This is a genomic window from Natrinema caseinilyticum (assembly GCF_024227435.1).
GTDB lineage: Archaea > Halobacteriota > Halobacteria > Halobacteriales > Natrialbaceae > Natrinema > Natrinema caseinilyticum.
The window spans coordinates 1210251-1224448 of the sequence record NZ_CP100445.1; the positions used below are offsets into that span (position 1 = coordinate 1210251).

Consider the following 14198-nt stretch of genomic DNA (forward strand, 5'->3'; position numbering starts at 1 on the left):
ATACATAGGTAGGGTATACGACCGGTCACTGACGATTCACGACTGGGGGTACCCATCGGCGCGGGGAGGAGAGAATATCGCACTCGTCGAGCGACCGATCTCCCGTTCCGAGCGGTTCCCGGGGACAGTCGTCCGGCGATCGGTACGAACTCGCGCACTCAGAACCCGCCGACAGCCATCCGGAACAGCGCGACGGCGATGACTGCGAACAGGCCGCCGACGCCCCGTTTGATCGTTCCGGTATTCAGTGCAGCCGAGACGTAGGGGGCGATCTGTCCGCCGAGCGTGGTCGCGGGGACCGTCCAGACGACCATGTTCCAGGGCGTGGATGCGAGGTCCATCGCGTGTCCGCCGACCAGGCCGCCGCCGAACACGTGGACCACCGAGGCCAGCACGGCAGTCGTCGCGACGACGATGTGATTCGTCCCGATGGCGACGCGGACGGGAACCTCGGTCCGGAGCATCGAGATGATGCCGAGTTCGCCGATGCCGAAGCCGGCCAGTCCCTGGAAGACGCCGCCGACGCTGTAGTTGGCGAACCGCTCGAGGTAGCCGCCGTGGGAGTACCGATAGTCGTTCCCGTCCCGATCGACTCGCGTGACGGTGCCGCCGGCGTTCGTTTCGACCCCCGCGGGACCGAGTTTGTTCGCGTCGTCGGGAAGTTCGACGTCGGTCCCGCCGTCGGTCGAGACGGTCCCGCCGCCTGACTCCGCCGGACCGCTGCCCGGCTCTTCGTGACCGAGGTTCGCCCGAAATAACAGCAGCGACGCCGCGAGGAGCGCGATACCGAGGAGGGCGTGAAACATCGGTTCCGGAATGATAAACGAGAGCAGTGCGCCCGCGACCACGAACGGGACGCCGCCGAGAACGAGCGTCGTCGCGAGTCGGCGATCGACCAGTCCGTACTGGACGAACGCGAGCGCGGAACTCGAGAGTCCGAAGGACTCGCTGATGAGCCCGATTTTCACCAGCGTGTTCGGCTTCAGGGGAGCGGCGATCAGCGGGAAGACGAAAATCAGGAAGGGGACGAACAGCGCGGAACCGCTGATACCGACCGTGTTGACGATCGTCGCGCCGACACCGAACGCGACGAAGAGCCACCAGTACTCGAGCCAGTAGCCGACTCCGGCGTCCGCGGGGGTGGGTGCGAAGAAGAAGACGCCGACCACGAACGCGATCGGTGCGAGGAACACGATGATGTGCTGATACTTGAGAAACGTCTTCTGGACAGTAGTGGCCGATGAGGAAGGGATCATTGAGCCGTGAACCCAGCGTTGTGAGTTCCGGCATAAATGGATTTTCGTCTCTCGTCGCCCTGGTAACCGTTTGCACGACCGGGAGTCGCCACGAGAGGTGGCACACGTGTGGTCAGTCGCGCTCGTGACCGGCTCCCGCTCGTCGCGGCCGCGCTCGGACGCTCCGAGACCGTTTCCGGCGGGTACAAGTCGCTGCGTCGAGGTGTGCGCGACTGTCCACACCGGCCGTCGGGCGAACCGACCGGCCGCTCCGTCCGCCGGACAGTGAGCGTCCCCGACCGACAGCTTCCGCCCCAGGCGACCGACGCGTCGGATCGGCCCTCGTCGGCCCGTGTCCGGCGACTGGAGACGACGAAGCGAACTCGGACGGGGACCGCGAAACGAGCCCCCGTCACCGATTCGCGGACACTCACGGAGATCGCGAACAAGGGTTATGCAGAGCCGTGATGTACGGTAGCGTGGCGAAAGGTGATGCAAGAAATCGCAACGAAAACGGTCGACTGTCCGTTCTGCGGGGAGAACGCGAGCGTCGCACTCCCCGACGAGGGGACGGACGTCCGCGTCCGGAAATCCGTCGCGGCGTTCGGCGAGTACACGACGGTTACGTGTTCACAGGGCCATACGTACTGGGTGTACTTCTGTTAACACGCGGTCAGTACGATTCCAGAAGCGGGTGCGTCGAGACGGCACTCGCTGGTCGAGACGTGTCCCGTGCGTTCGACGAGTCCGCGAGAGAAATCGACGTCTCAGGCCGAAACCGAGAAGTTCAATCGATGTGGCCTTCGCGACGGAGCTGATCGGCGTCCTGGCCGGTGTATCGCCACTCGATAGTGGCCTTCTCGTCCTGCCAGTCCCAGGGCTCTGCGACGACGATGTCGTCTTGCTCGATCCAGGTGCGGTATTTCATGCGCCCGGGGATGCGGCCGAGTCGCTCCTCGCCGTCCTCACAGCGGAGGCGAACGTGGTTGCCCCCGAGATGTTCGGTTACGACGGCGAATACTTCATCGTTGTTGGGCATACGGAGGTTCCGTCGCCCGGATTCTTCTGTCACAGCCTTTCTACGGGGGGCAGACGTTTAAAACATGGGAGAGTCGTGGTAGCGCACCACACGTCGGTGGCCGGTACGCGGGCTGATCGTCGGCGCAGCACCGCTCGATTGCCGTGCGGACTACCCGTTCTGAACGACGAATCCCCGGACATCCGCTCGGCTCACGGTCAGCTGTCCACTCACAGTTCGCGGTCCGAATCGGGGTTCTCGAGCGTCCAGAGTACCTCCGGCAAAAAGGCCTCGAGGTTGTCGATAACGCGACGTTCACTGACGTTCAGTCCGTCGCAGTGGTCGTGTGCCGAGTCGCGGATATCGACGTGCAGTTCGCCGTCCTCGAGCCAGACGCCCAGGGGAAAGACGGAACACCGGGTCGGTTTCCAGTCGTCTTCGAGATGAAGCGTACAGAGGCCGTCCTCCCGCAGGAACGCACAGGCACAGCCGTCTTCGGCGACGTGGTCGTCCCGGTCTTTCGCCTCGCGCGTGACGAACTTTTCGCCGCGAAACTCCGTCGTGGTCTCGGCGAGGTTCGCTCGCTGCGCGAGTTCGACGAGGTCCCGGTCGTAGAGGAGGACACCGTGGTGACAGCACCACGTGCAGTCGTCGACGCACTCGAACGTGAGATCCGGATCGAACTCGACGACGGCCTCGCGCCCGGGGAAGACTTCGACTCGTCGCGGGGCGTCAGCGCTCACGTGTCGTGGGTCGGCGGTCGTCCACAAGTGCCTTTCTACCCGGACGGAGTCAGGCGCGAACGACCTCTCGCTCGATTCCGAGTGACTCGCGCTCGCTCGAGTCGACGACCGTATTCCGGAGGGTGCCGACGCCCTCGTAGGTGATTTCGACTGCGTCGCCGGGTTCGACCAGCCCGGGATTCGCGGGGCTCCCGAAGGAGACGACGTCACCGGGCCGGAAGGTGATCCGGCGCGAGAGGTAGGCGATGATTTCGGCGGGTGAGAACAGCATGCGTTCGGTGTTCGCTTCCTGTCGTCGCTCCCCGGCGACGTCCGTGTACATGTCGATTCCGGTCGGGTCGACGGCCGTTTCGATCCACGGACCGAGCGGACCGGACGCGTCGAACGCCTTCCGAGGCGTCCGCCCGCCCTGGTCTAAGGCATCCATGTCGTTCAGAATCGTGTAGCCGCGGACGACGTCGGAGACGGCAGCCTCGGAGAGATTTCTGCAGGGTTCGTCGATGACGGCCGCGAGTTCGCCGGCGTAGGTGAGTTCGTCGGAGAACGTCGGATAGGGAATCGGGTCCGCGTGGCCGACGACCGAGGCGGGCGACTTGATGAAGAAATCGGGCTCGTCCGGGCGCTCGTACTCCATTTGTTCGATCGTCGCCGCAAAATTTCGTCCGACGCAGTACAGCGCCGAGGGGGTACACGGCGGGAGGAAATCCCCCTCCGTGCCGACTTCGTAGACGCCGTCGTCCGTGTGAACGACGCCGTCCTCGTACCGTCCAGAGACCGGGCCACCGTCCGTCGCAATCCGCGCGAGTTTCATGACCGGCGCTCTCGGTTCCGGTGAATTAGTCGTACCGATTTCGCGGGGCGGCGATCGGCGTCGGGCCCTGCACGGACGGACGTTCGCTGCTCGTTATTTCTCGAGGAGGAGGTACGTTCGACCACCGCGGTGTTCGAGCGAGACCGCGTCGGTCTCGACGTTCGAGCGAACGAAGTCGTCGATTCCTGCCGCGTGCAGATCGGTGACGTCGATCCGTCGGTACCGGTCTCCGCTTCCGGTTCGGCGATCGGCGGATGCGCCGGTTTCGCGTCTGTCACGCCCTTCGCCGCGATCGGCGGTCTCGTCCCCTGCTTCGACGATCAGTGGCATACGTATCAATTAGACCGACAGTACGTCAATCCGATCCGTCCGGAGTGAAAGTGAAAGTGCGGGACACGACGGAGGCGCTCGACGAACGTGAGAGAGGCCACGGAGCACTCGAGCGGAGCGATCGGTGGCGCACGACCCTTGACCGGCAGTGGTGTGCGAACCGACCACGGGAAACACCCGCCGGACGGGCTTCGAGCGGGATCGGACGGCCGGTCGCCCGTCGGGCCGGTCCTAGCCGAGCGTCTTGACTTCGACGTCGACGGGGCCGTCGTCGGTCTCGAGTGCGACGGAGTCGACGATCGCCTCGCGCGCCCGGTCCTGCCAGTCCGCGACGGCGTTCGCGTGACGTTCGTGAATCGCGTCGGCATCGTCGGCCCCCTGGCCCTCGTCCGCCTCCGGGAGTTCGGGCTCCAACTCCGGATACGTGGCGATGACGTCGTCCGCGATGACGTCCGCGGGCGAGATGTGAACCGCACCGGTCAGTTCGGTATCGTCGACGCGGTAGACGTGAATGCGGGCCCGCATTCGGCCGTGAAACGGCGGGGTCGCCCGAAGGACGGCGTCGCCGGGATTCTCGCGACTGTAGACGTACGCGTCGACCACGTCCTCGGGCGAGAGCGCGACCGAGCGGATCGCGGATGGATCGTCGTCTTCCACCATCGACGGCGGATAGGTATCCCGGCGGTTTAGCGGTGGCGGTGAGGGTGCCAAGCCCCCGTCCTCACGGAGCGAGGCGAAGCCGAGCGAGTAGGGCGGGGTCGTTCACTTCTCGTGTTCGGCAGCGTCGTCCGCGACTCGCGGGCGAAAAACCGCCGCTCGAACGTCCGTCGAGACGCCGTAGGCCGCGTCCGCGACGGAATCCGGGAGGGACACGTCTGACTCGGTGTAGTGGACGCACAGCGACGCTCGGACGGCCTCTCGGACGCAGGCCCGCGTCGCGGCGCCGACCTCGGTTCCGCTCCCCGAGAACTCGGCCGGCGGTCCCGACGGATCGTGGCCGACGACGACCGCGTCCGTCGTGGTTCCAGGGAAGCCGGTTTCGGCGAGCAGCGTCGCCGCCTTCGCCTCCGCGGCGACCGCGACCAGGTTCGCCAGCGCACCCGGTGCGAGCGCCCGCGTCGTCCCGACGATGACGTTGACGGTCCCCGGCCGCCGTTCCCGTTCCCGCTCGAGGCCCGACTCGCCCGCGTCGAGAACGCTCGCGTCCGACGTCGAGTTCGCATCCGAGGCCGCCGTCGACTCCGACACCATCGGTAACGCGGCCGGGTTCGAAACCCCGGCCGTCGCATAGGCCGTCACCGGACCGCGGCGGGCGCCCCGAGCGTCCGAAATATCGACTCCCGTCAGCAGCGCCGGTCCCGTCTCCTCAGCACCGGTCGGCCCGAAGCCCGCCCGCTCGAGCCGTTCGTCGACGTAGGTGCCGAGGTCCGTTCGGTCCCAGCCGTCGGGAACCGAAACGTTGTACGCGTGGTCGGCGACGCGACGGCCGCCGTTCCAGCCGGTGGAGAGCCACTCGGTCTCGGGACGACTGACTCGAAGGACGTCGGCTCGCCGAGTCGCGGCGTACGCCGGTCCGTGCTCGTTCATCCTCGGTCTCCGCTATCGATCCGGTCGGCGGGTCCGTCTCCGGTCTCGCGAACGCCGAGCGCCTCGAGAAGGCGGTCGTTCGACGGGCGATCCTTGACGGCGACCCGGACGTGCGAGTCGAGTCCGCGGAAGGTCGTCGCGTCGCGGATCGCCACGCCGTTTGCACGCGCGTCGGCGATCACCCTCGAGACGTCGCGGTCGCCCACGTCACAGAGGAGAAACGGGGCGGTCGACGGATACACGTCGAACTGCTCTTCGAGCGCCGCGGCCATCCGCTCGCGTTCGCGCTCGACCCGCTCGCGCGTGTCCCGAACGAACGCCGACTGTCGGAGGCAGTGCGTGCCGACCCTTGCAGCAGGGGTCCCGAGCGACCACGTGCGCCGAGCGCTCGCGAACGCGTCCGTCCGGTCACCGGTCGCGACGGCGAACCCGGCCCGGAGTCCCGGCAGACCGAACAGTTTGGTGAGCGAGCGAGCGACGACGACGGCCTCGGACTCGAGTTCGACCGCCGACGGCCGATCGGTAAACCCGAGAAACGCCTCGTCGACGAGCAGGGTCGTTCCCGCGTCCGCACAGCGAGCCGCGAACGCCTCGAGCGTCTCCAACTCGACCGCGTCCCCGGTCGGATTGTTCGGCCGACAGACGACCGCGAGCGAGCAGGGCTCGAGGAGTGCGTGACCGACCCGACACAGTTCGTCGTACCGAACGAACCGCGGCTTCGCGCCCTGGAGTCTCACTTCGCGAGCGTACTCGCCGAAGCTGGGGTACGGGACCAGCGCCTCGTCGCCCGGCTCGAGGGACGTCTCCATCGCCAGCCGGATCGCAGCCAGTCCGCCGGGCGTCGGGCTCACCTGCGCCGGATCGCAGCCGACGAAGTCGGCCGCAGCGGCACGGAAATCGGGGTAACCGTCGTCCGGATAGCGACGGGCGTCCTCGAGTGCGGCCGTGTACGCGTCGTCGACACCCGCCGGAACGCGGGGATTGGTGTTGGCGGAAAAATCCACCAGCGCCCGGTCGGGTTCGCCGCCGTGAGGCACTCGGCGTCCGGCTCGGATCGAGTCAGGGTCCACGGTCGTCCCCCGCACGGGCGCCTCCGTCGTCTGCCGCGCCCGACCCGTCCGCAACCGCGGCGTCGGCCACTCCCGTCGCCGCCGTCGCTGATTCGCCGCCGTGCGCTCCGTCGGGTGCGTCACGTCCGGGTTCGGCATCGATCCCGAGTCGGGCACAGACCGCCTCGAACCGATCTCGAACCTCGCTCATCCGGCCGTCCGGAACGAGCGAGAGCGCGCCGCCCATCGCGACCCCCTCTTTCGCCTCGCCGGCGCAGTATCGGTCCATCGCGACGTGTTCTCGCTCGTCGAAGCCGGGGTCCGTAACGGTGAGGGCGCAGTCGAACCGCTCGCACGCGTCCGCGAGTCGGTCACCCTGTTCGGCCGCGACGAACGACGTCGTCGCGATCGAAAGTGGCGCGTCGATTCCGGCGTGGCGTACGATCGCGGCGACGGCGACCATCTGGGTCCCGCCGGCCAGTGTCACCTCGATTCCGGCCTCGAGCGCGCCGGCCGTGAGTCCGGCGACGGCCGGTTGGACGGGATCACCGACGGCTGCGACCGCCTCGAAGGGCGCGCCGTCGCAATCGCCCGCCTCGAGATCGCTCGCCGCCAGGGCCTCGTCGACGACTCGGCGCTTGCGCTCGATCGGATTCTCCGGGAGCGACGAGGAGACGCCGCCCGGCTCGCCGAGCGCGGTGAGGACGCCGAGCGCGGTAGTCGTGCCGCCGGGGACCGTTTCACCGATCAGGAGTTCGTCGTCGGGGAGGCTCGTTCCGTAGTCGTACGCGCGATCGAACGTCGCGTCAGCGTCCGGAACGGCGACCGCTTCTCGAACGTCCGTGCCGGGACGCACGTCGAGGTCGACCGTCGGCGCGGCCGTCGACCGAGAGAGTCCCGCGTCGATCACCGCGACATCGAACCCGACGACCTCCCGAACGGCGCGCGTCACGGCCGCGGGCGTCGGACAGCCGTTCGGACTCACCGGGGTCACCGGAGATGCGACCGGCTCGCCGTAGGCGAGGATTTCGACGTCCGCGGACGGCGTGTGCGCCATCAATTCGGGCGCGGCACCGGCAGCGCTGATGCCGTCGATCAGCGCCGTTTCCGTCGTCCCCGCGGGAAGGAGGATCCGCATCGTCAGCGCCCCTCCGCGCGCCGGTCCCGGAGTCGGCGGGCCGCAATTCGCGCGTCTTCGAGTCGGTTCACGTTCACCGCGAGTCGTGGGTCGTAATAGACGTCGGTCATAGTCGTGACAGTGGATGCGTCGGTCGTCGAATCCCCAGCGTCGGTCGTCGGATCGTCGGCGTCGCCCCTCGAATCGGCCGGGGCGCCGACGACGTTGACCCCGGTGGGGGCGAGGTGGTCGTCGGGCTCGAGTCGCGCGTCGATGCTGACCCCGAGTCGCCGTTTGAGGGCCACCGGAACGCAGACGGTCCGCGAGCCGTCCCCATCGCCGTGGGCCGCGAGTATCCGGTCGACGACGGGTGCCTCGAGCAGCGGGACGTCCGCGGCGACGGTCAGGATCGGCGGCGATATCTCGGATCGCTCGAGAACTGCCAGCAGGTCGGTCACGTATCCGTCTCCGGTCGTCTCGATCGTCTGGACGCCGTCGGTACGCTCGAGACGAGCGCGCGTCGCCGGCGCGTTCGGCGAGACGGCGGCGAAGATCGTCTCGGCCTCGCTCCCCCGGAGCGCCGCCAGTACTCGATCGACCATCCCCGTCCCGTCGATCGGGTACAGCGGCTTCTCGTGCGGGCTCTCGAGGCGAGTTCCCGCTCCGCCGCACATCACAACAGCGTCCACGCGATCACCCCCGCGTGCAGGCCGGCGACGCGACCGATCTCGTTCGCCGCGCCGAATATGTCGCCGCTTATCCCCCCGAGGTGGCGATTCGCCAGGGACCACGGCAGTCCGGTACCCGCGACCCCACCACAGATCGCGATCGCTGCGACGGGATCGGGCCAGGTGAGCGCGACGCCGGGGAGGGCGACGACCGCGGGTGCGAGAAACGAACGGGGCGTGGACGCCGAGGTGAACCCCTTTCCCATCCCCTCGTACCCGCTCGCTCCGAAGCAGGCCATCGCGGCCATGCCGAGTTTCGCCCCCACCTCGGCGCCGACCGCGACGCCGACCGCCGCGCGGACCGGGAGTCCGGCCAGTCCGAGCCCGGCGAGTGCGAGGGCGGCGACGGTGACAGCCACCGAAAGCAACGCGCCGACGCCGGTCGTCGTGTCCTTCAGCACCTCGCGGCGACGCTCTCCGTCGCCGTGGACGACCAGCGCATCGCCCAGATCCGCGATCCCGTCTACGTGGTGGATGCCGGTCACGGCGTACACCGCCAGGAGATAGCCGAACGCGACGGTCGGCGCCGGGAGGGATTCGACCGCGAGCAGCGCCACTCCAGCGAGCGCGCCCGCGACGAACCCGACGACCGGGAAGGCGGCCGGCGTCGTCCGAAACGCGTCCCAGTCCCCGTCGCGGTAGCCGACCGGAAGGCGCGTCAGGAACCCGGCCGCTCCGCGAACGGCAGCGATCCAGCGGTCGACCGCGGTCATCTCGTCACCTCCGCTATCGCCGCGACCTGCGACTCGAGTTCCGCACCGGCCGCCGACGCGACGACCGCGAGCCCGACGGCCACGAGGACCGAGACGATCGCAGCCGAGCCGACGAGCGAAACGGCGCGCTCTCCGTCCGCGAGCGACGGGAGTTCAGCTTCGGAATTGAGAACGTACGTCGACGGCTTCTCGAGGCGGACGTCGATAGCACAGGCAAGCGTCGCCATCGGCCACCCGGAGTTGGGTGACGGCGGCACGCGCGCCCACCGTCCGGCTCGGCGGAGTGCCCGCGGATCGGCCGCGGCGACGGCGATCGCGACCGCCGCGATTCGAGCGGGCAGATACATCACGAGGTCGTCCAGTCGCGCGCTCGCGGTCCCGATCGGCTTCGAGGGATAGCCGAGCATCGAGTCCAGCGTGTTGACGCCCTTGATCCAGGCGGCGACGCCCGCCGCGAACGGGAGCGAGATCGGCGCGAGGACCGCGAACGCGAGCAGGCTCGCGACCAGTCCGTCCGCCAGATTTTCGGCGGCGCTCTCGAGGGCGGCGCTGCGGAGTTCACCCGGCGAGAGCGTCGAGACGTCGCGACCGACGAGGCCGACGACCAACTCACGAGCGCGCGCTCCGTCTCCATCGGTCGCTCGTACGACGTTCGCAGTGAGTTCGAGCAGTAAACGGAGGCTGGTCGTCACGGAGAGGACGAGCGCGGCGACGATTCCTTCGGCCATCGGGTCGAGTGCGGCCGCGGCGGCGACGCCGACGCCGGCGACCGTCGCGGGGACGAGCGGGGCAGCGGCCGCGATTCCGACGCCGACGAGGCGCTGGCGTCGCGCGGTCGTGCTCCACCGACGGTCGAGACCGTCGACGAGGCGGCCGAACCACGCCACCGGGTGAAAGGCGGTCGGCGGCTCGCCGAACAGTAAATCGAGACTGAACGCCAGACCGATCACCGCAAGCGCCGTCAACGTCACGGAAATCCCTCGGTGCGGACCATCCGCCATCCCTCCGAACGGACCAGCCGTCCCCCCTCGGTCATGACTGCTGTGATTCCACCGTCGAAAGCCGCGTCGGCACGTCCGCGAGCGCTACGTCCTCGAGTAACAGCGCCGTGCCGCCGACGGCTTCGATCCCGCCGTCGGCCTGCGGGTCGTCGCCGACGTGGACGAGCTCGGCCGGATCGACGCCGAGTCGGTCCGCAGTCACGTCGAACATTTCGGGCGCGGGCTTGCGCCATCCGCAGCCGACGCTGGTCACGATCGCGTCGAAATCGTCCCGTTCGAAGTCGGATCTGACGAGCGTGCGGCCGACAAGTTCCGGAACGCTGCAGTTCGAACAGATCCCGACCGGTCCCAGTTCGCGGGCCGCCTCGACCGCCTCGAGGGCGCCCGGCCTGGTTTCGACCGTCGGATCGAACGCCGCGACGACGGCTCGTCTCGCCGCGTTGTGTTCGTACTCGACGCCGCGACTCGCGAGCGCGCGCGAAACGTGAGCCGGAAGCGGGACCTCAGCGCCGTCGGGCGCGTCGACGTGTGGCTCCGCGTACGCGTCGGCCCAGTCGTCCGGAACCCGAACGTCCCGTTTCTCGAGTTCCGTCGCGACGGCTCCGGCCGGGTCGGCCGGTCGATCGGCGGTCACCAGCGTCCCAAAGAGATCGAACGATACTCCCACGTCCGTGTTACTAGCACAAGCTGACTTTAATTTCGCGATCCGACTGCGGCCGTCTCGGTGACGTGTCGTCTGACCGATACGACGCTCCGGGACGGACCGACGGGTCGGGTGCTGCCGGCCGACTCGAACCGTCCTCAGGCGAGTCGGGCGAACGCGAGGTTCCCCGAGATATTCTTGATGTAGATGTCCACGATGTCGCCCTCGTCCGCGCCCGGAACAAAAATCGTATAGTTTCCTTTCTCCGCGACGCCGTCGCCCTTCCGTCCGGTCCCGGTGATTTCGACCGTGTACGTCTGGCCCTCCTCGACGGCGTCTTGTTGCTGTTGTTGCTGGCTGCTGGTCGACCGCTTGGAAACCGGTCGGAACGCACCGCAGGCGTCACACCGAAGCATCGGCGTTCGGTCCTCTCGGACCAGCCGCGTGTCCGGCAGTCCGCACTCCGAACAGAGGACGTACTCGTCGACGTAGGCGTCGATCGACGCACTAATGTCGCGCTGGGAGAACGTTCCGTTGTATCGACCGCGGCCGTTCTCGAGTTTGCCACTCGTTCCCAGTTCCCGCTGGATGAACCGGTGGAGGTGTTCCGTCTCTCGAGAGAGCACGTCGGCGACTTCGTCTACATTCTTTACGCGTGTAAACGCGCCGTCTTTCTGGGTCTGGGGGTCCGGAATCTGGAGTCGTTGTTCGTCGCCCCCGATATCGGGAACGTCTTCCATCGCTCGGTCGAGACTCGATTCGTAATCCATACACGAGAACAGACGACGCGAACGTAAATCCGTTCTGCTATCACAATTCGCCCGACTGGGGGGCGATAGCCGGTGAATGCGCTGGTACGTCGGTGTCGATAGGGGAGATTCTGCTCCCCGTAGTTCCGTCGTGGTCGACGCTTCCCGCCGCGTGTTCGTCGGTATCCAGATCCCGGTCGGCCGAGTCGCCTCGAGAGGAATCGACTTTAGCCCGCGTCGGTATCCTGCGCGTCGGTCGAGTCCTGCGTGTCGTCCAGTTCCGCGAGGTCGCGTTCGGCGTTGGCTTCGTTCGGACTGCCTGCCTCGCCGGTTATCTCGCCGTAAACGGCCTCGCGGACCGCTTCGGGTGACTCGTATTCCTCGTCGACCAGCCGATCGAAGACGGACCCGAGCGACTCCGTCTCGTTCGGCATGTCGATCGGCTGGTCGCCGTACTCCGTGGCGAGTTCCTCACTGCTGACCGGATACTCCATCGTTCCGAGGTCGCGTTCGACGTCCTCGAGGATCGATTCGGCGTGGTCCGCTCGCTCCGCTTGTCGCCGTTCGGCGCTCCGTTGCACACGGTCGTGGTTCCGCCCGTCGTCGCTCATGTGAAGCCGTACCGCTACCCCGTAGAAAAGCGGCCGGCCAGCGCGTGCGTGGTCTCGAGGAGCTCAAATAGCGCTCTATAGTCCTCTATCCCGGTATTATACACCGTTATCACCCTCCGCTGGCGACGGCCAACCGGCGTGTCTGTCCAATTTCGTGCCGAGCCATCACTCGCATCACTATCGAACCCCACACCCACCGCGGGCACGCCCAGCATCTCTTTCCATCCGGCCGCGGCTCTCGACGGGCAGACCGAACGTCGCTTGGAGCGAAGTCGCCGCACGGAAGCGGTCGAAATCGACCTCGGCCGCCGCCGTCGAGACCGTATTCGAGGTGTCCGGTGTCGTTACGGCGGTCGAAACGCGGAGTAATCGCTCGACGGATCGCGGAGCGTATTTTCGGGCCGTACGCCGGCCCCGCACAGCATCGACGAACGACACCGATCGATCCGTCGAACGATAGCCGCGTGCGACCGCTGGGGCGCACTGTACGCGGCGCTCGAACGCTCCGACGAGACCGAGTCGCCCGGCTCGCGGTAGGCACCTCGTTCGGCGACCGGTCGACCGTTGCAGTTCGCGAACGCGCGGGTGACACGCGTTCAGTTCGGCACGCTCGAGTCTCGCATCGGGCATCGTGACACCGGCCGACGTCCGAAACGAGACTGGACGGTTTTCCACCTCCTTCGACCGGTGTTTCAGACCGAAAGTGTAGCCTACCGTCCGTAGAAACCGACTACCGCCAGGTACGCTGCTCATATATAGGACAGGTGATCCGGTACGTCAGCTGGATGACCCGTATCAAATCAGGACAGTCATCGTCACAGAACGGTAGACCGATCGAGTTCTCGAGGGGCCGAACCGGGCCCGGAGTGTGATCCATGTCCCGGCTACACCGACTCTCGGAGCGGCTCCCGGGAGACTCGCGCGTCGTACTCGCGCTCGGCCTCGGCCTGGTCGTGATCGGCGGCCTCGTCGCGTCGGGTGCTGCCGGCGCGGCCGCGGGCACGCTCGATCCGGCCCAAACGAACCAGAGCGACAGGGTATCCGAGGAAGCGTACCGCGAGCCCGCGCCGGAAGAGGGCGATCCGTACTTCGAAGCGGCGGCGGACGACGGGTCCTGGATCAGCTACGAGAATCCGCGCGACGAGTACCGGAGTCCCTATCTCGGGGACGGATCCGGGAAAATCTGCGTCACGCTGGTCAACGAAAACGGCGACCCGGTCGTCGGCACGTCGGTTCCGAACACGTCCGTAACGATTCCGACCGGCGGGGCGACGACGTGGCATTCCGACGCGAATCCGATGACCGTCGAGTTCCCGGTGACCGACCACTACGAGTTCCCGCTCGACGGGGACGAGTTCGGGACGAGCCCGGACGTCGCACAGGGTGACGGATACATGGATTCCCACTGTATCGAATTCCACGGGAATCCCGTCGGCTCGACGATCGAGTACGGTGAAGCCGAACTCGACGGCAAGTACGCGGACCGAATCGACGTCGTCGGCTACATCCAGCAGGAGCCCGCCGGCGACGGGTGGGATTCCGACATCGATCCGGTTGCCGACGCGGAATCCTACGCGGAAGCCGGCGGCGGCTGGACCACCACCCAGAACTCTACCCACGGAGGGGCGGTCGTCGTGTTGCAACTCGATGCGCCGGCCGACGAGCGAACGATCCCCGTCGACTCGAATTCGTCGGACGATGGTACTGACGGAATCGACTCGAACGAGCCGAAAGACGGAACCGGAAACACCGCCGACGGGGGCCCGACCGACGGCGACGGTCGCGACGAAATGCCCGGATTCGGTCCGCTGGCCGCCGGCGTTGCCATTTCGATCGCGGTCATCGCACGATACCGCCGGTAGC

At 67.3% G+C, this 14198-nt stretch carries 18 protein-coding genes; 3 read left to right on the top strand and 15 right to left on the bottom strand.

Annotation, left to right across the window (positions count from 1 at the left end):
• Nucleotides 1-158: 158 nt before the first annotated feature.
• Entirely contained in the window at nt 159-1256 is a 1098-nt protein-coding gene (locus tag NJT13_RS05805; RefSeq protein WP_254524609.1) for a sulfite exporter TauE/SafE family protein, read from the bottom strand.
• Nucleotides 1257-1364: 108 nt separating this feature from the next.
• Between NJT13_RS05805 and NJT13_RS05810 the strand changes: the two genes are divergently transcribed.
• Together NJT13_RS05810 and NJT13_RS05815 are read left to right on the top strand one after the other, a co-directional pair.
• Nucleotides 1365-1703: a hypothetical protein gene (locus tag NJT13_RS05810; RefSeq protein WP_254524611.1), complete on the top strand. Its 339-nt coding sequence runs from the start codon at nt 1365-1367 to the stop codon at nt 1701-1703.
• Nucleotides 1704-1727: 24 nt separating this feature from the next.
• Nucleotides 1728-1901: a hypothetical protein gene (locus tag NJT13_RS05815; RefSeq protein WP_254524615.1), complete on the top strand. Its 174-nt coding sequence runs from the start codon at nt 1728-1730 to the stop codon at nt 1899-1901.
• Nucleotides 1902-2022: 121 nt separating this feature from the next.
• Here NJT13_RS05815 and NJT13_RS05820 read toward each other — a convergent pair whose 3' ends face one another.
• From NJT13_RS05820 to NJT13_RS05885, 14 genes are all read right to left on the bottom strand, one after another.
• Complete coding sequence (locus NJT13_RS05820; protein ID WP_179260169.1) at nt 2023-2307, bottom strand: translation initiation factor eIF-1A; 285 nt, start codon at nt 2305-2307, stop codon at nt 2023-2025.
• 176 nt (nt 2308-2483) lie between these two features.
• Nucleotides 2484-2996, bottom strand: a complete 513-nt coding sequence (locus NJT13_RS05825) for a YkgJ family cysteine cluster protein (protein WP_254524617.1) — start codon at nt 2994-2996, stop codon at nt 2484-2486.
• Nucleotides 2997-3045: 49 nt separating this feature from the next.
• Nucleotides 3046-3807 carry a fumarylacetoacetate hydrolase family protein gene (locus NJT13_RS05830; RefSeq protein ID WP_254524619.1) on the bottom strand — a complete coding sequence of 254 codons (762 nt, stop codon included), beginning with the start codon at nt 3805-3807 and terminating at the stop codon, nt 3046-3048.
• 93 nt (nt 3808-3900) lie between these two features.
• The gene (locus tag NJT13_RS05835) at nt 3901-4137 is read right to left on the bottom strand and encodes a hypothetical protein (protein WP_254524622.1); all 237 of its coding nucleotides are present in this window, start codon (nt 4135-4137) and stop codon (nt 3901-3903) included.
• Nucleotides 4138-4368: 231 nt separating this feature from the next.
• On the bottom strand, nt 4369-4797 hold the full coding sequence (locus NJT13_RS05840) for a DUF8009 family protein (RefSeq protein ID WP_254524625.1): 429 nt from the start codon (nt 4795-4797) through the stop codon (nt 4369-4371).
• 102 nt (nt 4798-4899) lie between these two features.
• Complete coding sequence (locus NJT13_RS05845) at nt 4900-5724, bottom strand: adenosylcobinamide amidohydrolase (protein ID WP_254524628.1); 825 nt, start codon at nt 5722-5724, stop codon at nt 4900-4902.
• Complete coding sequence (cobD, locus tag NJT13_RS05850) at nt 5721-6794, bottom strand: threonine-phosphate decarboxylase CobD (protein WP_254524631.1); 1074 nt, start codon at nt 6792-6794, stop codon at nt 5721-5723. The genes NJT13_RS05845 and cobD overlap by 4 nt, the downstream gene beginning before the upstream one ends.
• The gene (gene cobT / locus NJT13_RS05855) at nt 6784-7911 is read right to left on the bottom strand and encodes a nicotinate mononucleotide-dependent phosphoribosyltransferase CobT (protein ID WP_254524636.1); all 1128 of its coding nucleotides are present in this window, start codon (nt 7909-7911) and stop codon (nt 6784-6786) included. The genes cobD and cobT overlap by 11 nt, the downstream gene beginning before the upstream one ends.
• 2 nt (nt 7912-7913) lie before the next feature.
• Nucleotides 7914-8564 carry an NTP transferase domain-containing protein gene (locus NJT13_RS05860; protein ID WP_254524638.1) on the bottom strand — a complete coding sequence of 217 codons (651 nt, stop codon included), beginning with the start codon at nt 8562-8564 and terminating at the stop codon, nt 7914-7916.
• On the bottom strand, nt 8564-9331 hold the full coding sequence (cobS, locus tag NJT13_RS05865; protein WP_254524640.1) for an adenosylcobinamide-GDP ribazoletransferase: 768 nt from the start codon (nt 9329-9331) through the stop codon (nt 8564-8566). Before cobS ends, NJT13_RS05860 begins: the two co-directional genes overlap by 1 nt.
• A complete protein-coding gene (cbiB, locus tag NJT13_RS05870; protein WP_254524642.1) occupies nt 9328-10332 on the bottom strand; it encodes an adenosylcobinamide-phosphate synthase CbiB in 1005 nt (334 codons plus the stop codon). Before cbiB ends, cobS begins: the two co-directional genes overlap by 4 nt.
• A 31-nt stretch (nt 10333-10363) precedes the next feature.
• Complete coding sequence (locus NJT13_RS05875; RefSeq protein WP_254524643.1) at nt 10364-10999, bottom strand: HAD family hydrolase; 636 nt, start codon at nt 10997-10999, stop codon at nt 10364-10366.
• Between the two features lie 134 nt (nt 11000-11133).
• Nucleotides 11134-11745 (bottom strand): translation initiation factor IF-2 subunit beta, encoded by a 612-nt coding sequence (locus NJT13_RS05880; protein ID WP_254524644.1) that lies wholly within the window; start codon nt 11743-11745, stop codon nt 11134-11136.
• A gap of 206 nt (nt 11746-11951) precedes the next feature.
• Entirely contained in the window at nt 11952-12335 is a 384-nt protein-coding gene (locus NJT13_RS05885) for a DUF5789 family protein (protein ID WP_254524645.1), read from the bottom strand.
• A gap of 875 nt (nt 12336-13210) precedes the next feature.
• On the opposite strand from NJT13_RS05885, the gene NJT13_RS05890 reads away from it, so the two are divergent.
• Nucleotides 13211-14197, top strand: coding sequence for a PGF-CTERM sorting domain-containing protein (locus tag NJT13_RS05890; protein ID WP_254524650.1), 987 nt, complete (start codon nt 13211-13213; stop codon nt 14195-14197).
• Nucleotide 14198: the final 1 nt, after the last annotated feature.